This window comes from Alphaproteobacteria bacterium (genome assembly GCA_019635875.1).
Classification (GTDB): domain Bacteria; phylum Pseudomonadota; class Alphaproteobacteria; order Reyranellales; family Reyranellaceae; genus JAFAZJ01.
Window position 1 is genome coordinate 711,897 of record JAHBYP010000001.1, and the last position, 20,526, is coordinate 732,422.

Annotated in this window: 22 protein-coding genes; 15 read left to right on the plus strand and 7 right to left on the minus strand. The window is 69.4% G+C overall.

All coding sequences use genetic code 11. The features are described 5' to 3' along the window. The first annotated feature begins 7 nt into the window (after positions 1 to 7). A complete protein-coding gene (locus tag KF889_03595; GenBank protein MBX3498502.1) occupies positions 8 to 2,272 on the plus strand; it encodes a PAS domain S-box protein in 2,265 nt (754 codons plus the stop codon). 80 nt (positions 2,273 to 2,352) lie between these two features. Next, complete coding sequence (locus KF889_03600; protein MBX3498503.1) at positions 2,353 to 2,730, plus strand: response regulator; 378 nt, start codon at positions 2,353 to 2,355, stop codon at positions 2,728 to 2,730. Between the two features lie 92 nt (positions 2,731 to 2,822). Here the strand turns inward: KF889_03600 and KF889_03605 are convergent, their stop codons facing one another. Then, the gene (locus KF889_03605) at positions 2,823 to 3,275 is read right to left on the minus strand and encodes a winged helix-turn-helix transcriptional regulator (GenBank protein MBX3498504.1); all 453 of its coding nucleotides are present in this window, start codon (positions 3,273 to 3,275) and stop codon (positions 2,823 to 2,825) included. 166 nt (positions 3,276 to 3,441) lie between these two features. Between KF889_03605 and KF889_03610 the strand changes: the two genes are divergently transcribed. Beyond that, a complete protein-coding gene (locus KF889_03610; protein MBX3498505.1) occupies positions 3,442 to 3,867 on the plus strand; it encodes an NUDIX hydrolase in 426 nt (141 codons plus the stop codon). Here KF889_03610 and KF889_03615 read toward each other — a convergent pair. Genes KF889_03615 through KF889_03630 form a run of 4 tightly spaced genes read right to left on the minus strand, consistent with a single transcriptional unit; the run spans position 3,833 to position 6,379 of the window. After that, entirely contained in the window at positions 3,833 to 4,873 is a 1,041-nt protein-coding gene (locus KF889_03615; protein MBX3498506.1) for a hypothetical protein, read from the minus strand. The genes KF889_03610 and KF889_03615 overlap by 35 nt on opposite strands. 2 nt (positions 4,874 to 4,875) lie before the next feature. Further along, the gene (locus tag KF889_03620; GenBank protein ID MBX3498507.1) at positions 4,876 to 5,172 is read right to left on the minus strand and encodes a DUF1330 domain-containing protein; all 297 of its coding nucleotides are present in this window, start codon (positions 5,170 to 5,172) and stop codon (positions 4,876 to 4,878) included. 9 nt (positions 5,173 to 5,181) lie between these two features. Beyond that, positions 5,182 to 6,042: a sulfurtransferase gene (locus tag KF889_03625; protein MBX3498508.1), complete on the minus strand. Its 861-nt coding sequence runs from the start codon at positions 6,040 to 6,042 to the stop codon at positions 5,182 to 5,184. 40 nt (positions 6,043 to 6,082) lie between these two features. Next, positions 6,083 to 6,379, minus strand: a complete 297-nt coding sequence (locus tag KF889_03630; GenBank protein ID MBX3498509.1) for a hypothetical protein — start codon at positions 6,377 to 6,379, stop codon at positions 6,083 to 6,085. A gap of 165 nt (positions 6,380 to 6,544) precedes the next feature. Here KF889_03630 and KF889_03635 point away from each other — a divergent pair, with 165 nt between their 5' ends. The 3 genes from KF889_03635 to KF889_03645 all read left to right on the plus strand — a co-directional run bounded on the left by KF889_03635 (position 6,545) and on the right by KF889_03645 (position 8,317). Continuing rightward, on the plus strand, positions 6,545 to 7,486 hold the full coding sequence (locus KF889_03635; protein ID MBX3498510.1) for an AEC family transporter: 942 nt from the start codon (positions 6,545 to 6,547) through the stop codon (positions 7,484 to 7,486). Between the two features lie 49 nt (positions 7,487 to 7,535). Continuing rightward, entirely contained in the window at positions 7,536 to 7,961 is a 426-nt protein-coding gene (gene mscL / locus KF889_03640; protein MBX3498511.1) for a large conductance mechanosensitive channel protein MscL, read from the plus strand. Positions 7,962 to 8,104: 143 nt separating this feature from the next. Continuing rightward, positions 8,105 to 8,317 (plus strand): hypothetical protein, encoded by a 213-nt coding sequence (locus KF889_03645; protein MBX3498512.1) that lies wholly within the window; start codon positions 8,105 to 8,107, stop codon positions 8,315 to 8,317. Here the strand turns inward: KF889_03645 and KF889_03650 are convergent. Next, a complete protein-coding gene (locus KF889_03650; protein ID MBX3498513.1) occupies positions 8,311 to 11,139 on the minus strand; it encodes an ATP-dependent DNA helicase in 2,829 nt (942 codons plus the stop codon). The two genes, KF889_03645 and KF889_03650, sit on opposite strands and share 7 nt — an antisense overlap. Positions 11,140 to 11,394: 255 nt before the next feature. Here KF889_03650 and KF889_03655 point away from each other — a divergent pair, with 255 nt between their 5' ends. Next, positions 11,395 to 12,354, plus strand: a complete 960-nt coding sequence (locus KF889_03655; GenBank protein MBX3498514.1) for an SPFH/Band 7/PHB domain protein — start codon at positions 11,395 to 11,397, stop codon at positions 12,352 to 12,354. A gap of 18 nt (positions 12,355 to 12,372) precedes the next feature. Here the strand turns inward: KF889_03655 and KF889_03660 are convergent, their stop codons facing one another. Further along, positions 12,373 to 12,627, minus strand: coding sequence for a hypothetical protein (locus KF889_03660; GenBank protein ID MBX3498515.1), 255 nt, complete (start codon positions 12,625 to 12,627; stop codon positions 12,373 to 12,375). A gap of 172 nt (positions 12,628 to 12,799) precedes the next feature. Between KF889_03660 and KF889_03665 the strand changes: the two genes are divergently transcribed. The 8 genes from KF889_03665 to KF889_03700 all read left to right on the plus strand — a co-directional run bounded on the left by KF889_03665 (position 12,800) and on the right by KF889_03700 (position 20,514). Then, complete coding sequence (locus tag KF889_03665) at positions 12,800 to 13,525, plus strand: hypothetical protein (GenBank protein ID MBX3498516.1); 726 nt, start codon at positions 12,800 to 12,802, stop codon at positions 13,523 to 13,525. A 147-nt stretch (positions 13,526 to 13,672) separates the two neighbouring features. Continuing rightward, on the plus strand, positions 13,673 to 13,939 hold the full coding sequence (locus KF889_03670) for a hypothetical protein (GenBank protein ID MBX3498517.1): 267 nt from the start codon (positions 13,673 to 13,675) through the stop codon (positions 13,937 to 13,939). Positions 13,940 to 14,064: 125 nt separating this feature from the next. Then, the gene (locus KF889_03675; protein MBX3498518.1) at positions 14,065 to 15,672 is read left to right on the plus strand and encodes a lysine--tRNA ligase; all 1,608 of its coding nucleotides are present in this window, start codon (positions 14,065 to 14,067) and stop codon (positions 15,670 to 15,672) included. Between the two features lie 235 nt (positions 15,673 to 15,907). Beyond that, positions 15,908 to 16,774: a TauD/TfdA family dioxygenase gene (locus KF889_03680; GenBank protein ID MBX3498519.1), complete on the plus strand. Its 867-nt coding sequence runs from the start codon at positions 15,908 to 15,910 to the stop codon at positions 16,772 to 16,774. Between the two features lie 310 nt (positions 16,775 to 17,084). Beyond that, positions 17,085 to 18,215: a nitroreductase family protein gene (locus KF889_03685; GenBank protein MBX3498520.1), complete on the plus strand. Its 1,131-nt coding sequence runs from the start codon at positions 17,085 to 17,087 to the stop codon at positions 18,213 to 18,215. Beyond that, positions 18,215 to 18,676 (plus strand): winged helix-turn-helix transcriptional regulator, encoded by a 462-nt coding sequence (locus KF889_03690; protein MBX3498521.1) that lies wholly within the window; start codon positions 18,215 to 18,217, stop codon positions 18,674 to 18,676. The genes KF889_03685 and KF889_03690 overlap by 1 nt, the downstream gene beginning before the upstream one ends. 90 nt (positions 18,677 to 18,766) lie before the next feature. Next, positions 18,767 to 20,032, plus strand: coding sequence for an aromatic ring-hydroxylating dioxygenase subunit alpha (locus tag KF889_03695; GenBank protein ID MBX3498522.1), 1,266 nt, complete (start codon positions 18,767 to 18,769; stop codon positions 20,030 to 20,032). Continuing rightward, the gene (locus KF889_03700) at positions 20,029 to 20,514 is read left to right on the plus strand and encodes an aromatic-ring-hydroxylating dioxygenase subunit beta (GenBank protein MBX3498523.1); all 486 of its coding nucleotides are present in this window, start codon (positions 20,029 to 20,031) and stop codon (positions 20,512 to 20,514) included. Before KF889_03695 ends, KF889_03700 begins: the two co-directional genes overlap by 4 nt. Positions 20,515 to 20,526: the final 12 nt, after the last annotated feature.

Here is a 20,526-nt window from a genome sequence, read left to right on the forward strand (position 1 = left end):
TCGGCGCATGGTCCTGCCGCGACTGCTGGGCGTCGCTCTGTGCCTCGCCGCCATGGCGTGGTCGGCCGCCGCGCGCGCGCAGGAAGTGCCGCGGCCGGTCGCCGTGCACGGCCTCGACGGCGTGGTCGACCTGGCGCCGGCCGCCGCCTTCCTCGTCGATCCCGAACATCGCCTCGCGCTCAGCGACGTCGCCTCACCGGCGTTCGCCGTCCGCTTCAGGCCCGACGGACGCTCGGCGCCTTCCTTCGGGCTGACCCGTGCGGCGGTGTGGATGCGGATCGACGTCGACTGGCGCGTCGATGACCGTGAGCAGTGGTGGCTGCTGATCCGGCACGGCGGCATGGATCGCGTCGATCTCTACCTGCCGCAGCCGGGCGGTCCCTATCGCCTGCTCTCGGCCGGCCTCGACGTGCCGCACACCTTCGAGCCGGCGCCGCATCGCCGCATCGCCTTCCGCCTGCCGCCTGAGTTCCAGGGCGGCACCCTCTATCTCAAGGTGGTCAGCGCCGGGCCGATCCGTCTGCCGGTGCAGATCGTCGACGCGATCGCCTTCGAGCGGCGCGAGGCGATCGAGTACGTGCTGCTTGCCGGCTATTGCGGCCTGTTGCTGGCGCTGGCCGTGTACATGACGACGATCTGGTTCGCCGTGCGGCCGCCCGGCGCACTGTGGCTTGCGGCCGCCGTCGTCTCGCTGCTCGTCAGCGTCGTCGTCAGTCACGGCCTGATCGGCGAGCTGGTCTCGCCCGGGCTGCAGCCGCCGGCGCGAGAGGTCGGGCTGGTCGCGGCACTGATCGGCATCATCTGCAGCAATCTGTTCATTGTCGAGTTCCTTGGCCTGCGCGCGTCGTATCGCGCCCTGGCGCTGGGTTTCACCGCTGCGAATGCCGGTCTGGCCGCCGCCGCAATCGTCGTCCTCGTCGATCCGCTGATCGGACGCATCGCGAGCGCCGGCCTGGCGGTGGTCACCACCATCCTCGGCGTCTGCGCCGTGATCGTGGCGCTGGCCGAGCGGCGCGCCGGCGCGATCGCATTGGCCCTGGGCTGGCTGGTCGGCAAGGCCGGCGGCATCATGCTGCACGTCATGGCGTGGGCCGCGCTGGTGACACCCGCCGCCACCGGCCTGCTGGGCTTCGGCGCCGTGGTCCTGGCCGCGCTGCTGGCCGTGGTGGCGATGGCCGGCCGACTGCGCGACGAACGGCTGCGCGCCGAGGCGGCGCTGCGCGACAGCGAGGCGCGCTTCCGCGACTTCGCCAACGCCTCTTCGGACTGGTTCTGGGAGACCGACGCGGAGCGCCGCTTCACGCATTTCGGCGGCGCGGCGCTGAAGATGATCGGCTTCGAGCAGGCGCGTGCGCTGGGTCGCCGCGCCTTCGAGGTCGCCTCGCTGCGCCCCAGCGAGGACGTCGACGCGATCTCCCGGGCAATCGCCGAGCGGCGGCCGTTCCGCGATGCCATCTACAGCTATCGCCAGCGCGCCGACGAGACGCGCTATCTCAGGGTCAGCGGCGTGCCGATCTTCGACGCCGAGGGCCGTTTCGCCGGCTATCGCGGCGTCGCCGCCGACATCACCGAGGAACGCCGCGCGCGCGAGGCGCGCCAGCAGCGCGAGAAGCTGGCGGCGCTCGGCCAGCTTGCCGGCGGCGTGGCGCACGAGATCAACAACATGCTGCACCCGGTGCTGAACTTCGCGCGCGAGGCGCGCGAGGTGCCGCCTTCACGCGAGGCCGACCGCCGGCGCTATCTCGACATCGTCATCGACAACACGCGCAAGGCCGGCGAGATCGTCAGCCGCGTGCTGGCCTTCGCCCGCGGCGAGGCGGCGCGGCCGCGCGAGATCGACCTCGCGCAGGCGCTGCGCGACGCCCTCGACCTGGCGCGCGGTGCGCTGCCGCCGGAGGTCGTACTCGAAGCCGACGTCCCGGCCAGCTGCGGCTTCGCGCGCGTGGCGCCGGCAGAGATCACGCAGGTCGTGCTCAATCTCACCGTCAACGCCGTGCAGGCGATGAAGGGCGGCGGCACGCTGGGCATCTCGCTGGCGCGGGGCGCGAGCGGCGGCGCGCGGCTGATCGTGAGCGACACCGGCGAGGGCATGGACGAGGCGACCCGCGCGCGGCTGTTCGAGCCGTTCTTCACCACGCGCGGCGAGAGCGGCACGGGTCTGGGCCTCTCGGTCGTCTACGGCATCGTCACCAGCTGGCGCGGCGCGATCGGCGTCGAGAGCCGGCCTGGCGGCGGCACGCGCTTCACCATCGACATCCCGGCGGCGGACTGACGGCGGCCTTGCGCGCGGGCATCAGGGCTGCTCAATCTGCAGGCGCCGAATCTCGTCGCTGCTGTCCACTGGAGCGTAACATGGCCAAGGGCCGCATCCTCGTTGTCGACGACGTCGACGCCGTGCGCGAGTCGCTGCGCCTGGCGCTGGAGCGCGCCGGCTACGAGGTCGACGAGGCCGCCGACGGGGAGGAGGCACTGTCCATCGCGCGGCGCCGACCGTCGGACGCGGTGGTCGCCGACCTGTGGATGCCGAGGCTCGATGGCATCGAGCTGCTCAAGGCGCTGCGCCACGAGCGGCCCGGGCTGAAGGTGATCGCCATCTCCGGCGGCGGCGCCGGCATGTCGCTGGAGGTCGCCGCGTCGCTGGCGCGCGCCTGGGGCGCTGAGGACGTGCTGGTCAAGCCATTCGACAACGAGACCCTGGTGGCGCGCCTCGACGCCATGCTCGACGAGTAGCTGTCATCCCGAACGAAGCGAGGGATCCAGGGGTGGCCTGGATCCCTCACTTCGTTCGGGATGACAGAGGGCTGTCTGCCTCTGATGGAGTCTTACGTCCGCCGCCGGCCGCGCGGCGGGAACGGGCTGCTGCGCGGCAGCTCGCGCACCAGCACCTCCAGCGCCTCGACCAAGGCCTCGCTGCGTGCGCCGTCGAGCGCCTCGAGCAGGCTGCGCAGGGGCAGGCGCGGGTCGTGGTGCAGCAGGGCGCGGCCGTTGTCGGTGACCTCGATGAGATCGGCGCGCCGGCTGCGCGGATTGGGCCGGCGCTCGAGCAGGCCCTTGTCGACCAGCGTGCGGATGGTGCGCGCCACCGGCGCGATGCTCATGTCCTGGAAGCGTGCCAGGCCCGAGGCGGTGCGCGCCGGCACGTCGACCTCGGCGAAATAGCGCAGGGCCACCCACTGGGCGGGATAAAGGCCCTGGGCATAGCCCGCGCCATGGATCATGCGACTGACCTGCTCGAGGAGCATGACGATGCCCTGGGCGGGGACTGGCTTTTGCATGAGGGAACGGTGGATTTCGCTGACGGGGACGTCGGACGTTCTGGAGAGAACCTGCATGCGTCGAACCTCTGCGCTACAGTGAACCCCCCAGGATTGGTGGCACAGGGATTTTCTCAGGCCAAGGGGACTGTTCGGATTATTGGTGACGACTGATCACCATGACCTCATTTTTTGCGAAGCATTCGCGCGGAGGTGCGCCGTCTTGACGATTCCCGTGTCGGTCAAAGGGGTTGTCGTGGTCGATGGCCGCGTGCTGTTGCTGCGCAACGAGCGCGACGAGTGGGACCTGCCGGGCGGTCGGCCGGACGCCGGCGAGACCTACGAAACGGCGGTGATCCGCGAGGCGCGCGAGGAAGCCAATGTCGAGGTGGCGATCGTCGATCGCCTGGATGACTGGCGCTACGAGGTCCTGCCCGGCCGCTTCGTGCGAATCCTCGCCTATGGCTGCCGTGTGCTCGACGCCTCGCGGGCGGCGCTGGGCGAGGAGCACCTCGAGCTGCGCTTCTTCGCGCCCGAGGAGCTGCCGGGCCTGCGCCTGCACGAGGGCTATCGCCGGGTCATCGACCGCTGGCTTGCACGCGCCACTCGATAACCCAGTCGTCGCCGTCGCGCCGGCGATGCGTTTCGAGACGCAGGAAGCGGTCGCTGGCCGCGAGCGCGCCTTGCCACAAACCGTTCCAGGCGTCGAAGGCGGCGAGAGCCTGCGCATCGTCGCCCAGCTCGACGCCGCGCATCAGCTTCCAGCCGCGCTGCACGACGCGCGCGCCCTGCGGCGTGACGTCCTCGCCCTGCGCCGCCAGCAGGCTGGCGAGAAAGGCGCCGAAGCCGCCGGTCTCGCCGCCGAGCCGCGCGGCGCACTCGTCGAAATACTGCATGCCGACCAGCCGCGCGGCGCGGCCGACCTCGACGCGCACGCCCTCGGCGCCGATCAGCTCCAGCAGCGTCGGCAGCAGGCTGCGCACGTATTCCATGGCGTAGGAGCGGTAGACCTTGTGCAGGCGCGCCTGCGGCCAGCTGGCGACATCGAGGGTGGGCGCCTGCGCGGCGTCGAAGCGCGGCATGGTCTCGTCGTCGACGAAGCGCACGCGCTCGTGTTCGGCGAGGTCGCGATCGTATTCGCAGTAATAGCCTTCCAGACCGGGCGCGCCGGTCGTGATCATGCCGGTGCAGACGAAGCCCAGCCGCGGATTGCCGAGCGAGACGCCGTTGTGGCCGTGCCAGCCGTGCAGCATCGCGGCGTTGACCTCGTGCGGCACGGCGCAGACCGCTGTGCCGCGCCAGATCCAGCGCGGCGGCGGATAGCGCACCCAGACCTTGCGGTCGGACTCCAGGACGTACTCGGTCTTCACGCCGCCCACGGCGTTGGAAAGGTAGTGGTACTGCGCGCAGGCCACGGCGTGCGGCAGCCCGTCGAGTCCGAGCTTGACCAGGCCCGGCTTGAATTTCTCCAGGTGCTGGCGCCGGAAGTGGCGGAACACGAACTCGCGCGCGGTGTCGCTGCCGCGGCGCGTGACCAGGCTCAGCACCACGCCGGTCATCAGGGCGTTGTAGAGATCGGCGATCGCCTGGCTCGCCCCGCCGCCGTCCTGCATGGTCATGCTCACCCCGGCGGCACGCCGTCGACCAGCACGGCCTTGCTCCTGCCGGCCTTCAGCCGCATCGCCAGCACCGGCTTGTAGTCTTCCGAATGATAGAAGCGGCGCGCCGTCGCCATGTCGGGAAACTCGAGCACGACCATGCGCGAGGGCGTCCAGCCGCCTTCGAGGCTGTCGCATTCGCCGCCGCGCACGATGAACTTGCCGCCGAACTTGGCGACCAGGCCGGGCGTGTGCTTGCGGTACTCCGCCATCAGCTCGGCGTCGGTGGTCTCGATCTCGACGATCAGGTAGGCAGCCATGGTCTTCCTCTAAGCGACAGACATGGGCAGTCGGGGATCGCTCGCCCATTCCTGCAGCGAGGCGTCGTACACCGCGACGTCCCCGTGGCCCAGCAGCGCGACCAGCGCGAAGGCGTCACCAGTGGCGGCGATGCCGCCGCCGCAATAGGCGATCACGCGACGGCCGCCTTCCTCGATGCCGCGATCGGCGAACATCGCGCGCAACGTGCCGGTGTCCTTGAATGTGCCGTCGGCCTCGAACAGCGAGGCGGCCGGCAGGCTGACGCTGCCGGTGATGTGGCCGGGCCGTCCATAGTGCGCGCCGCCGGTGCCGCGATGCTGTTCTTCCGTGAGGCAGTTCACCACCACGGCGCCACCGTGATCGAGCGCGCCCAGCACCGCGTCCTTGCCGATCATCAGGCCGGCGCGCGGCCTGGCCGACAGCGCCGCCGGGGAATAGGCATTGGCGGTGTGCTCGACGGGTCGTCCTTCGACGATCCACTTGCGGAACCCGCCGTCGAGGATGCGCGCGCGGTCGAAGCCGATGGCGCGCAGCTGCCACCACACGCGCGTCGCCCACCATTGCGTGCCGTTGCAGTAGAGCACCACCTCGCTGTCCTCGCCGATGCCCTTGGCGCCGGCCATTCGCGCCAGCGCCTCGGGCGCGGGCATGGTGAAGCGCAGCGCGCTCTGCGCGTCGGAGAGATCCTGCTGCAGCTCGATCAGCGCCGCGCCGGGGATGTGGCCCTTCTCGCCATAGGCGGCGCGGCCGGTCTCGACGCGCATGCGGCCGCCGGGCTCGGGATGCAGGAAGGTCGTGCAGTCGAAAATGCGCAGCGCGGGCTCGCCGAGCCGGTGCGCGAGCTCGTCGGTGGTGATCAGCGGTTCCATCGGCGCATCGTGATGCGCCGCGAGCACGCGCGCAATGCGATCAGTTCTGCGGAGCGGCCGCGGGAGCCGGCGCCGGCGCCGGCGCCGGCCGCACCGGCCGCTTCGCCGCCTTGCGCGGCGGCTTGGCCTGCGCATGGGCGCGGCGCTGGCAGGAGGCCTTGGCCTTCGCGTCCTTGACCTTGGCGCAGGCGCGCAGCGCGCGCTGCAGTGCCGTCGGCTTGGGTGCCGGCTTGGTCGTCGGCGTGGTCGAGGCCGGCGTCGAGGGTGCGGCGGCGGAGGATGCCGCGAAGCCGCCGGCGGCCAACGCCAGCACGAGCGCGAGGGTGAGGCGGCGCATCGTTGTCTCCATCGGTTCTTGAACGACGCCAACAACCGGGCGGTCGTCATCGAGGGTCCGCAAGATATATTTTGGATCAGCGAGATAGGTCAACGACTTCATATGTTGTCGCGCAGGCGGTGCGAGACATGACGCGCGTCGCCCCCATCGCTATATGTCGGCGCCGTGAACGTCGTCTTCTCCGTCGCCTTCCCGCTCTTCGCCCTGATCGCCACCGGCTTCGTCGCGGGCCGCGCCAGGCTGCTGGGCCGCGACGGCGCGGGCGCGCTGAACGCCTTCGTCACCTGGTTCGCGCTGCCGGCGCTGCTGTTCAACGCCATCGCCAACGTCAGGCTTTCCGAGGTGCTGAACGTTCCGTTCATCGTCGCCTTTGGCCTGGTGATCGTGATCGTCTACGGCGTCGGCATGCTGATGGCCCGCCTCGCGTCGGGCGCCGGGCTGGCGCAGATGAGCCTGCATGGCCTGACAGCCGCCTATGGCAATGTCGGCTATATCGGCATCCCGCTGTGCCTCTACGCCCTGGGTCCGCAAGGCGCCGTGCCGGCGGCGGCGGCGACCTGCCTGGGCAGCGCCTTCCTGCTGACCTTCGCGGTGGTCTTGATCGAGAGCGACCTGCAGGCCGGCCGGGGCGTCTGGCGCACGGCGCGGCGCGTGCTGCTGGCGGTCGCGCAGAGCCCGGTGCTGATCTCGATCGTCCTGGGCGGCTTCGTCTCGGCGCTGGCTATCGCGGTGCCGGTGCCGATCCAGCGCTTCCTCGACCTGATCGGCGCCGCGGCGGCGCCCTGCGCGCTCTTCGCCATCGGCCTGTTCCTGTCCGGCACCTCGATCCGCGCCAACCTGCGCGAGGTCGGCCTGGCGACCATCGCCAAGGTGCTGCTGCAGCCGCTCGTGGCGCTGTCGATCGTGCCGTGGTTCCTGCCGCTGGACTCGGTGTGGGCGCAGGCGGCACTGCTGATGGCGACCTTGCCCACCGCCTCGAACGCCTTCGTGCTGGCCCGGCGGTACGACATCTTCGTCGAGGAGACCTCGACCACCGTCCTGCTGTCGACCGTGCTCTCGGTGTTCACCGTGTCGGCGATGCTGGTGTGGCTGCGCGGCGGCCTCTAGCGGCGTAGGATGCGACCGGCGCTCGAGGCGCAGACAAGGGAGAACGGGGATGCTCAAGGAGTTTCGCGAGTTCGCCATGAAGGGCAACGTCGTCGATCTCGCCATCGGCGTGATCATCGGCGCGGCCTTCGGCAAGATCGTCGAGTCGCTGGTCGCCGACGTCATCATGCCGCTGATCAGCATGTTCGGCACCGTCGACTTCACCAACATGTACGTCGTGCTCAAGGGCAGCGTCGCCGCCGGCGCCTCGCTGGCCGAGGCCAAGAAGGCGGCTGTCGTCTGGGGCTATGGCAACTTCATCACCATCGCGATCAACTTCCTGATCATCGCCTTCGCGCTCTTCCTGGTCGTCAAGGGCATCAACCGCCTGCGGCGCGAGGAAGCGGCCGCCGAACCCGCGCCGGCCCCGGCTCCGGAGGATCCGGCGGACATCAAGTTGCTGACTGAGATCCGCGACCTGCTGAAGAAGCCCTAAGACCGCCAACGGCCGACGGGCCGGTCCGATCCGGCCCGTTTTCCGATTGATAAATGTCAGTAAAAATGTATATTTACGCGCCGTAGTTGAAGTTATTTTCCGAGACGGTCGGGCCGCCCAGATTTCGCGGGGAGAGCAAGCTCATGCTGCTAGGTTTTTTGGGTCGCATGGTACGCGGCCTGGTGATCAAGCTGGCCTTCCTCGGTGTCGCCTTCGGGGTCGTGAAATATGGCCCCAACGTGTACGCCCAGTATGTGGGCCCGCTGCCGCCGGCGATTGAGGAAGCGCAGAAGTACACGGACTTCGACCAGATGTACAAAACCTTCACCGAGATCTCCAAGAAGATGCCTCACTGAGGCAGCGCTCTCAGAAAATCCCGCGTCTCGGCGATCGCGTCGGCAAGGCCGACGCGCTGGATCGACACGCCCGGCGGGAACGCCGCCAGCAGGCGTGACGCCAGCCGGTTGTCGAGCATCACGAACACGCCGCGATCATCGGCGCGCCGCACCAGCCGGCCGAAGGCCTGCTTCAGGCGGAAGCGCGTCAGCATGTCGTCGTAGGCGCTGCTGCCGTGCCCCGCCGCGCGGTGCGCATCCTTGCGCGCGCGATGCAGGATATCGGGCCTCGGCCACGGCACGCGATCGAACACGATCAGCCGCAGCGAACGGCCCGGCACGTCGACGCCGTCCCTGACCGCATCGGTGCCAAGCAGGCACGAGCGCTCCTCGGCGCGGAAGATGTCGACCAGGGTCGCGGCGTCCATGCCGCCGACATGCTGGGCGTAGAGCGGAATGCCGCGATCCTCGAGCGGCGCGGCAATCTGGCGGTGCACCGCGCGCAGCCGGCCGATGGCGGTGAACAGGCCCAGCCCGCCGCCGTCGGCGGCGATGAACAACTCGCGATAGGCGGCGGCGACCTGCTCGACCGAGTCGCGGCCGACATCGCGCACGATCAGCACGCGGGTGTTGCTGGCATAGTCGAACGGCGAGGCGACCGCGGCGCGGATCGCCGGCGCCTCGAGATGGCGCGCGCCGGTGCGCGCCTCGGCGGCTTCCCAGTCGGCCGCTTCCAGCGCGCCCGAGGCGATGGTCGGCGCCGGCGGCGGATCGTTGGCGCCGGTCCAGTCGCGCAAGGTCGCCGACGTCACGACCACGCCGTGCGCCGGCTTCACGACGGCTTCGGCGAAAGGCTGCGTCGGATCGACGTAGTGGCGGTACATGCCGACGTCGTACTCGCGCCCCTCGATGCGCTCGATGGCGAACCAGTCGACGAAGGCCTCCTGCGGCTCGCTCTCGATGCTCTTGAGCATGCCGAGCCAGGCCGACAGCACGAACTGGCAGCGATTGCGCAGCGAGCGCGTGATGCCCTCGATGCGGTTGCGCTGCGCGGTGTCGAGCGTCTCGGCGCCTTCGTCGAGCTGGCGCGCCAGCGCCTGGATCAGCGCCAGCGCCGGCCGCAGCATCGCCTCGATCGCCTCGCCGCAGGCGCGCGCCGCCTCGACCAGCCCGGCCGGGGGCGGCCGCACGTCGCATTCGATGCGGTAGGGATTGTCGTCCTTGGGCGCACGCGCCAGCACCTGCTGGCGCACCAGCGCGAGGAAATCCTCGATGTCGCCCTGCGTCGTGCCGTCGGCCAGCCGGGTCTGCCAGCCGGCCGAGGGCAGGGCCTGCGCCGCCGACATCAGCGCGCGCAACGCCTGCTGCGTGGCGTCGTCGCTCTCGGCCAGCTCGTTGACCCGCCGCTCCAGCCCGCGCGCGCGGCTGCCGGCGCGGCCTTCGGCGCCCAGCAGCCAGCGCCGCAGATCCGAGCCCTCGACGCCGGTGAGATGCGCGGCGAAGGCCGAGTCGGCGGCGTCGAACAGATGATGGCCCTCGTCGAAGACGTAGCGCGTGGGCCGCGTGTTGTCGTCGAGCCCGCCGGTCGCCGCCTGCATCATCACCAGCGCGTGATTGGCGATGACGATGTCGGCCTGGCGGGCACGGCGGATGGTGCGCTCGACGAAGCAGCGCCGGAAATGCTCGCAGCCGGCATAGACGCATTCGCCGCGCCGGTCGGCCAGGCGCGAAAGCCGCGCGCGGCCGATCAGGTCGCCGAGCCAGGCCGGCAGGTCGCCGCCCACCATGTCGCCGTCGCGCGTCGCCATGGTCCAGCGCGCCAGCAGGCCCAGCCCGACCGCGTTACGCGGCGTGGCGCGCGTGCGCTGCACGGCCTCCTCGTAGTTCAGCAGGCAGAGATAGTTCTCGCGCCCCTTGCGCACGACGACGCGGGCGCGCTTGGCAGCGGCGTCGGGATGCAGCCGATCGAGCTCGCCGTCGATCTGGCGCTGCAGGTTGCGGGTGAAGGTTGCGATCCATACCGGCGCGCCGTTGCGCTCCGCCCACAGCGAGGCCGGCGCGACATAGCCCAGCGTCTTGCCGGTGCCGGTGCCCGCCTCCGCCAGCACGACATGCGGCTCGCCCTCGCGCTCGCGCGGCTGGAAGGCGAGCGACACGGCCGAGGCATAGTCGCTCTGGGTCGGCCGCACCTCCGTCGTGCCCGGGCCGGCATGCACCAGATCGGCCAGGCGCGCGCGCGCCTCGTGCGGCTCGACCGGCAGGCTGCGCGGCGGCGAGGGCGGCGGATCGTCCTCCCAGGCCGGCAGATGTTTCCACGTGTCGAGCCCGGCGAAGCCGCGCGGCCGATCGGCGGCCGACACGCCCAGCGCCGCGCACACCGCCGCGCCCCATTGCCAGCCGCCGGCCGCCATGCGCCGCGCCAGCTCGGCGGTTTGCTGCGATTGGCGACGGCGCTGTTCACCGAGCTCGTCGAGCAGCGCCTCGGCGATCGCCGGCAGCGCGACGACCTCGTCCTCGGGCGTCGCCGGCAGGTCGAGCGCCAGCGCCGCCGCCAGGCCCCGGATGGTCGGCAGGCAGAACTGCGCCGGTCTCACGAAGGCGAAGAGCTCGAGCACGTCGGTGGCGTCGACCTCGTCCAGCGCCAGGCGCGAGCCGGTGTCCGGGGCGTGGCACACCAGCGGCCGCTCCAGCGCCAGCCGCGAGGCCGCCGCGCTGTGGCTCAGCCGCTCGATCTCGCCCTCGGGCGACAGCCACCAGGCACCGGCCGCGGTCACGGCGAGCGCCGGCTGGCGGCGGCTTCTGCCTGCCACGATCGGCGCACTGTCCGGATCGGTCGTGCTCATGGACGAGGCGTAGCATACTCGACCCGGGCGGCGTCAGCAGGCCGCGGGTCATCCCGGTGGAAACCGCCGTCCATGTCGCGGCGCCACTGATGGTCGGGAGGCCGCGCAGCGCGATCTGGAGAAGCCCTCGCGCGAAATCGCTTCACGGGCCGCCCGGCCTGCAGGCTTCCGCGTCGCAATTGATGCGCGCTCACAGATTTTATCTGCTACGCTATATGCCGCTCTGCGCCGGCGGATGGTGCCCAGGAGGCGACATTGACCGGCTTCACGATCTTCATCCTCGTCCTCGTCCTGTTCGCTGTCCTGCTGCTGTTCCTGGGCGTCAAGCAGGTGCCGCAGGGCTGGAACTATACCGTCGAGCGCTTCGGCCGCTTCACTACCACCCTGACGCCGGGCCTGCGCTTTCTGGTGCCCTTCGTCGACAGCATCGGCAAGAAGGTCAACGTCCAGGAATCGGTGCTCGACATCCCGCAGCAGCAGGTGATCAGCAAGGACAACGCCATCGTTGCCGTCGACGCCGTGGCCTTCTACCAGGTGATCGACGCCGCCAAGGCCGCCTACGAGGTGCGCGACCTGGTGCAGGGCATCACCAACCTGGCGCTGACCAACATCCGCAACGTCATGGGCAACATGGCCCTGGACGACGTGCTGTCCAAGCGCAACGAGATCAACGACACGCTGCTTTCGGTGATCGACCACGCCACCAACGCCTGGGGCGTGAAGGTGCTGCGTGTTGAGCTCAAGGACATCGTGCCGCCGCAGGACATGGTGCAGACCATGGCCCGGCAGATGAAGGCCGAGCGCGAGCGGCGCGCCGTGATCCTCGAGGCCGAGGGCGTCCGCCAGGCGCAGATCACCCGGGCCGAGGGCGAGAAGCAGGCGGCGATCCTCTCGGCGGAAGGCCGCCGCGAGGCCGCCTTCCGCGACGCCGAGGCGCGCGAGCGCGCCGCCGAGGCGGAAGCCAAGGCGACCGAGGTGGTGACCGCGGCGATCGGCGCCGGCGGCTCGCAGGCGATCAGCTACTTCCTCGGCCAGAAATACGTCGACGCACTGCAGGCGATGGGTGCCTCGAACAACGCCAAGGTGTTCTTCCTGCCGGTCGAGGCGACCGGCCTGATGGGCACCTTGGGCGGCATCGCCGAGCTGGCCAAGGAGGCCCAGGCGCGCGGCGCGGCCGGGATGGCGGCGCTGCCCTACCGCCCGCAGGACAACTAGGGGCGCGCTTTATCGGCGCTAGATCATCACTGGCAGGATCAGGACCAGCAGGACGGCGGCTACCACAGTCCATCCGATGACCAGACCCCAGGTCACGTGCCTTGGCGTGATGATCAGTCGATCGCCGGATGCGATGCTGTGCCACACCGCCCTGGTCCAGGACTCGCGCGGCGTGGGCTCGGCCGTCAGGCCATCCGCTGTGGAATCGATCGCTGCGGCATTGGCTCTCTGTCTCGTTTCGAGGTCGGCATTCCGGTTCGGGCCCCGTGCCATCGCACCCTCCTGCACATCCCCCCTTCGGCCAAACGACGAGAATCCTCCCTAGTTCCGTTGTTCCGCCCTGTCAAACAGGGCAGTCAGGTGAAAACGCGAACCGCGATGTCCTCGCGGTCGGCGCCGGCCGGATGCGCTCGACGCCCGCCATGCGCTTCGCTAAGCAGGCACGATGACGAGCCAGCCGGCTGCCGATGGTCCGGATTTCGTCCTGTCGCGGACAGCATTCATGGTGGCGTGGACGCTTGCGTCGCTCGTGCCCTGGGTCGCCACGACGCTGCTGTGGCGCGTCAACTACGACGTCGCGCTGGCCGACGGCGCGGCTTCGATCCTGTTCGGCGCGAACCCCGGCGAACTCGAGGCCGACCGCGCCCACCGGATCCTGCATACGATGGCGTACTTCCTCGGCACGGTGCTGTCCGTCCTGATCGAGGCGCGGCTGCTGCGCCAGTTCCGCGACGACACGCGATGGTGGTGGATCCTGGGGATCGCCGCGGCGCTCGTCATGGAGCTGCTCTACGCCGTCGTGCTGACCACCCCCGGGAATCCCCTGACGATCGAGGCCGTCGTGCTGCGGGTATCCGGTTACCTGCTCTGGGCCGGGATGGCCTGGCGGCTGATCCGGCTCTGGGGATGGCGCGACCGCTACTGGCTCGCCTTCAACGTCGTCGTCGCCCTGGCGCTGCCGCTGGTCGACCGCCTCTGTGGGGCGGTGCCGCACTGGGCAATGGTGCTCTACGCGCGGGCCGGCGTCGGAGACCATGCGGCGCGCTACGTGCTGGGCGAGCTGATGAGCGGCCTGATCGGCGCGATCCTCGTCGCCGGACCGATGTCCTGGCTGCTGTGGCATCACGTCGTCGTCCACCGGCGCAGCGTTACGCTGCCGCCGGCGCGTTGACGCTCCGGCACGCGGCGCCTAGCCTGCCCAACCCGCACGTGGGCCGGACGCCGTGGAGCATGGAAGGCATTGCCGCCCTGATCGATGCGCCGGTCCCTGAGCCTCGCGCCCCCTGCCGGACGGCGACGCCAGCCCTGGCAGCGTCCGATGTCCGGTAAGTTCGTCGTCAATATCGTGGCCGTCATCGGCTGGCTGATCGCCGCCGTGTTCGCCTATGCGTTCATCGCGCTGTTCGGCTTTTTCGGAGTCGGGTTCTACGGACTGCTGCTGCTGTTCATCTGCACGCAGGTCGAGTTGCAGCCGGACGCGGCTTCCCATCGCGGGCGGTGGCCCGGAATCGGCTTTTTCAAGCTTCTTGGCCTCGCGCTGACGGTCGTCGGCTTCGGCGGGTTCCTTGGCTTTCAGCTCGACTAGGTTTCGAACCGGGAAGCGCCGACGCCCGGCCCGCCTCGCCGCCGGCCCGTTGACGCTCCGGCGCGCGGCGCCTAGGTTGCCCGACCCGCACGTGGGCGGGTCGAAATCGTACAGACGGCGGAGTGATGAGCAGCGAACGGGAGCTGGCCGGACAGGCGCGGGCGTGGCCTTTCGAGGAGGCGCGCAAGATCGTGGCGCGACTGGGCGGGCCTGAGCTGTCGAAAACCCCGGCCAAGGGCTACGTCCTGCTCGAGACCGGCTACGGTCCCTCGGGCCTGCCGCATATCGGCACCTTCGGCGAGGTGGCCCGCACCACCATGGTGCGCAACGCCTTCCGGCGGCTGTCGGACATCCCGACCAAGTTGTTCGCCTTCTCCGACGACATGGACGGCTTCCGCAAGGTGCCGGACAACGTGCCCAACCGCGAGATGCTGGCCGCCCACCTGGGCAAGCCGCTGACCGCGGTGCCCGATCCGTTCGGCACGCACGAGAGCTTCGGCGCGCACAACAACGCGCGCCTGAAGGCGTTCCTCGATTCGTTCGGCTTCGAGTACGAGTTCCAGTCGGGCACCGACTGGTACAAGTCGGGCCGCTTCGATCCGATGCTGCGCGCCATGCTCAATCACTACGACGAGATCCAGGCGGTGATGCTGCCGACGCTCGGCGAGGAGCGGCAGCAGAGCTACTCGATCTTCCTGCCGGTCTGCCGCAAGACCGGCCGCGTGCTGCAGGCGCCGGTGGTCAAGACCGACGCCGATGCCGGCACCATGGTCTATCGCGACGAGGACGGCGCGCTGGTCGAGACGCCGGTGACCGGCGGCAACGTCAAGCTGCAGTGGAAGGCCGACTGGGCCGGCCGCTGGTTCGCGCTGGGCGTCGACTACGAGATGTACGGCAAGGACCTGATCCCGTCGGCCGAGCTCAGCGCCAAAATCGTGCGCATCCTCGGCGGCAAGCCTCCCGAGGGCTTCAACTACGAGCTCTTCCTCGACCACGAGGGCAGGAAGATCTCCAAGTCCAAGGGCAACGGGCTGTCGGTCGAGGAGTGGCTGGCCTACGCGCCGCCGGAATCGCTGGCGCTCTACATGCACCAGCAGCCGCGTCGGGCGAAGCGGCTGTACTTCGACGTCATCCCGCGCGCGGTCGACGAGTACCTGTCGCTGGTCGAGAAGCTGCCGGCGGAGGAGCCGGCCAGGGCGCTGGAGAATCCCGCCTGGCACATCCACGACGGCAAGGCGCCGAACAATCGCGCCGCCGGCGTGAGCTTCGCCATGCTGCTGAACCTCGCCGGCGTCGCCAACACAGACGACAAGGAGGTGCTGTGGCAGTACCTCCGGCGCTACGTGCCGGGCGCGACGCCCGAGAATGCGCCCTATCTCGACACCCTGCTGGCGCGCGCGGCGCGCTATTACGTCGACTTCGTCAAGGCGAACAAGAAGTTCCGCCTGCCCAGCGACCTGGAGCGCGCGGCCCTCGACGATCTGCGCGACACGCTGAAGAGGATGTCCGACGAGGCCAGCGCCGAGGACATCCAGAACGAGGTCTACGAGGCCGGCAAGCGGCACTTCCCGAAGGAGAAGCTGCGCGACTGGTTCGGCACGCTCTACCAGGTGCTGCTGGGCAGCGAGCAGGGCCCGCGCATGGGCGCCTTCATCAAGCTCTACGGCCGCGACAACGTCGTGCGCCTGATCGAACGCGCGCTCGCCGGCGAGGATCTCGGCCAGGCGGCTTAGAGACTCCGTCGTCCTGAGCGCAGCGAAGGACCCTGCGGTATCGCGGCCACAGATCGGCGCTGTGTCCATGCGCACCACCGCAAGGTCCTTCGCTGCGCTCAGGACGACAGTCATGGCCGTCCCGGCGCGGCCCCTGTCGCGTAGCGCATGGCGGCCAGCCGACAAGGATTGAGGTGGCGGCCGGACGCCTCGGCTAGACTTTGCGCAACGACTCATCGACCGGGAGGGACCACGCATGGCACGCGCTCTCGACATCGCGCCGCTCGACGGCGTCACCTTCGGCGCCATCGTGCGCGGTCCCAGGGTCACGGATCTCGACGAGGCCGAGTTCGGCACGCTCTACCAGGCGTGGCTGAAGCACGCGCTGCTGATCTTCCCCGGCCAGTTCCTCAAGCGCGACGAGCAGATCGCCTTCGCCCGGCGCTTCGGGCCGCTGGAGTTCGAGATGGCGGCGATCAGCAACGTGAAGGCCGACGGCAGCCTGCGCATCGAGAAGGACAACGACGACGTGATGAAGGTGCTGAAGGGCAACATGGGCTGGCACTGCGACAGCACCTACATGCCGCTCCAGGCCAAGGGCGCGGTGTTCAGCGCCGAGGAGGTGCCGAGCGTCGGCGGCCATACCGGCTTCGCCGACATGCGCGCCGCCTACGACGCGCTCGACGAGGCGACGCGCACCAAGGTCGAGGGGCTCTCGGCGTTCCACTCGCTGTACTACAGCCAGTCCAGGCTCGGCCACGAGCCGAAGAAGAAGTCAGACGGCGAATACAGCGGCTACGGCTTCCACAACGGCCCGGTGCCGCGCCGCGCGCTGGTCAAGCGCCATCCCGAGACCGGCCGCAGATCGCTGCTGATCGGCCGGCACGCGCACGACATCCCCGGCATGGACAAGGCCGAGTCCGAGCGCTTCCTGCAGGGGCTGGTCGACTTCGCCTGCCAGCCACCGCGCATCTATCACCACGACTGGAAGGCGGGCGACGCGGTGGTCTGGGACAATCGCTGCCTGCTGCACCAGGCGACGCCGTGGGACATGACCCAGCGCCGCATCATGTGGCACAGCCGCATCGCCGGCGACCCGGTGAGCGAGGCTGGGCTGGCGTAGGGCACCAACCGCTGCCTTCCCCTGCCGGCGGGAAGGGTAGGACCAAGTGCGCCACTTCGCGCCGCTGCATCGCTTGTAGATTGTCCAGTCCGATACGCGTGCCTTCCTCGCGGCTGGCGATGTCGTTCCGTCGAGGAAGACGCCCGGCTCTATGACGTCCAGCCGCGTGCCCTTTGCCGTGGGCTGCGAAGGTCAGGCTCACCAGCGAAACAAAGTTCAGCCGCATTCGGGTTCACATGGTGGCTTGCATAAGCATTCCCAAGAATATATATATGAATTCCACGGAATATGTATGGAGGCAGGAATGGCCATGACCAAGCGCAGATTCCTTCGAGTGGTGGGCGGTGGCGCGGTTCTGGCGGCGGGCGCGGCCTGGGTGGTGCCGCGGCTCGATGCCATGCCGCAGGCGGCGATCGCCGGCTGGAACGGGCCGTCGCCCGACGAACGCGATGCGCGCCGCCGGGCGCTCAGCTGGGCGATGCTGGCGCCCAACCCGCACAACATGCAGCCCTGGCTGGTCGACCTCGGCGAACCCGAGATGGTGACGCTGCACCTCGATCGCACGCGGCTGCTGCCGCAGACCGACCCGTTCGCCCGGCAGATCATCATCGGCCATGGCGCGTTCCTCGAGCTGCTGTCGATCGCGGCGTCGGCCGAGGGCTATCGCGCCGAGATCGCGCCGTATCCCGCCGGGCCGGAGGACGGCAAGGTGGTGGCGCGCATCCGCTTCGTGCGCGACGCGGCGCTGAAGGCCGATCCGCTGTTCGCGCAGATCCCCAGGCGACGCACGACGCGCATCGCCTTCGACGGCCGTCCGCCTTCGGCCGAGCATGTCGGGGCGCTGGGCGCAGCGTGCGACCTGCCGGTGTCGTTCGCGATCGAGCCGGCGCGCGTCGCGGCGCTACGCAAGCTGGCGATATCCGGCAGCGAGCTGGAGATGTCGGTCCCGCGCACGCACAAGGAGAGCATCGACGTGGTGCGCCTGGGCACCGCCGAGATCGCGCGCCATCGCGACGGCATCTCGCTCACCGGCCCGATGATGTGGGCGCTGCGCCAGGCCGGCGTGATGACGCACGAGAAGGCGATGACTCCCGGCACCATGGCGTGGAATGGCGGGCGCGACTACGCGCTGAAGGGCTACGACTCGGCTGCGGGATTCGGCTGGTTCTCGACCGAGGGCAATGCGCGCGCCACGCAGATCGCCGCCGGCCGCGCCTATGCGCGGCTCAACCTCAAGGCCACCGAGCTCGGCGTGGCGATGCAGCCGCACAGCCAGACCCTGCAGGAATATCCCGAGATGGCAGCGCTCTACGCCGCCATGCGGCGGGAAACGGAGACCGGCGAGGGTCGCACGCTGCAGATGTTCTTCCGCCTGGGCTATGCTGCGGATGCCGGTCCGTCGCCGCGACGGCCGCTCGACGCCATCGTGATGAAGGCCTGATGTCCGATCCGCAACCGCTGCCATTTCGCATCGTCACCTGGATCGGCATCATCGACCAGCTCGCCGGCAGCGCGGCCAACCGCCTGCTGGCGCCGCTCGATCTGCCGCTGCCGCAGTTCATCCTGCTCAACCATCTCAGCTACCGGCCCGGCACGGAAAGCGGCGGCCATACGATCATGGAGCTGGCGCGCGCCCTGCAGCAGCCGCAGCCGGGCATCACCAAGACCGTGCAGAAGCTGGTCGACAAGGGCTTCCTCGCCGAGCGCGGCAATCCGCGCGACGGCCGGTCGAAGCTGCTGCGCATGACGGCCAGAGGCGCGGCGGCGCATCAGGCGGCGATCGAGGCCCTGATGCCCGAGCTGGCGCGGGCCTTCGCGGGCTGGTCGGCCGAGGAGATGCGACGGCTGTTCGCCGATCTCGACCGGCTCAAGCTGTGGCTCGACGCCGATCGCGACCGCTGACGCTCCGAGCTGTCGCCAACGGACCTTGACATCGGCAGCCGTTCCTCCATTAATAGACCGACGCGTCGGTCTATTAATGGAGGAACGGCCATGGACGACGTTGCGGACGCGTTGCCTATCGAGAATCTGATCCGGCGCGATCGCGTGCATGGGTCGCTCTATACCGATCCGGCGATCTTCGAGCGCGAGCTGGGGAACATCTGGTACCGCACCTGGGTCTATGTCGGTCACGAGAGTGAGGTGCCCGACGCCAACGACTTCGTCATGAAGTCCATCGGCCCCGAGCCGATCATCATGACGCGCGACGGCCGCGGTGCGATCCAGCTGCTGCACAACCGCTGCCCGCATCGCGGCAATACCGTTTGCGTCGCCGATCGCGGCAACGCCGCCTCGTTCACCTGTCCGTTCCACAGCTGGACGTTCAACAACGATGGAAGCTTGCGGGGCTTTCCGTTCCCGGGTGGCTACCAGGGAGTGGATCGTTCGCGGCTCGGCCTGGGGCGCGTGCCGCGCGTGGCGTCCTATCGCGGCTTCGTCTTCGGATCGCTGACGGCCGACGGGCCCGACTTGCACACACATCTGGGCGCCGCCCGGCAGGCCATCGATGCGCTGTGCCGAACGTCACCGGACGGCGAGGTCCAGATCACGACGGGATTCCTCAAGCACAAGGTGCGCGCGAATTGGAAGCTCGTCGTCGAGAACGAGACCGACGGCTATCACCCGGCCTTCGTCCACGCCTCGATCTTTCGGGTCGCCCAGAGCGGCATCGGCTCGCTGTACAGCGACGACTCTTCCGCCGTGGCGCGCTACCTGGAAGACGGACATTCGGAGAACGATCTGCGTCCGGAGTTCCGCAAGCGGGACGAGCCGCTCGGTTGGTTCGGCACGAGCCCCGCGCGGCTGCCGGACTACGTCGCGCGCATGGAAGCGGCGTACGGCGCCGACGAAGCGCGGCGGATCATGATCGACGGCACGCCACACATCATGATCTATCCCAACCTTTTCATCGCCGAGATCCAGATCTTCGTGCTCCAGCCATTGGCCGTCGATCTCACGGTGCAGCACGTCAGCGCGCTGCAATTCAAGGGCGCGCCCGACCTCAACCGGCGCATGCTACAGCAGACCATGGGTTCGGTGGGACCGGCGGGCTTCCTGCTCGCCGACGACGCGGAGATGTACGAGCGCACCCACATGGGCCTGCGCGCCCGCGATCCCGCCTGGCTCTACATTGGCCGCGGCCTGGGCCGCGAGCGGCGCGACGAGAACGGCTTCCGCGTCGGTGCGGCGACCGACGAGACGCCTACGCGTGGGATCTGGGAACACTACCGATCGCTCATGCGGACGGCCCAACCATGAACGCCGCGCACGACTACCGGCTCATCGCCGACGTGATGCAGTTCATCTACCGCGAGGCGCGTCTGCAGGACGAGCACGAGTACGAGGCCTGGGAAGCGCTCTGGGCCGAGGATGCGATCTACTGGATCCCGGCGGGCGACACGATCGATCCCGACAAGAGCATGTCGATCGTCTACGACAATCGCTCCCGCATCGCGCTGCGCGTGAAGCAGCTCCTGACCGGGCGTCACTTCAGCCAGTCGCCGCGATCGGCGCTGCGGCGCGTGGTGTCCAACGTCGAGGTGATCGCCGCCGATGGCGACACGGTGCGGGCCGCCGCCAACGCGATGCTGTTCGAGTCCAACATCAAGGGCGAAACGCTATGGGCGTCGCGCAACGAATACACGCTGCGCCGCGCCGGCGACGATTTCCTGATGGCGCGCAAGAAGGTCGATCTGGTCAACAAGGACAAGGCCTTGTTCTCGATGGCATTCCTGATGTGACCGACAGGCTGG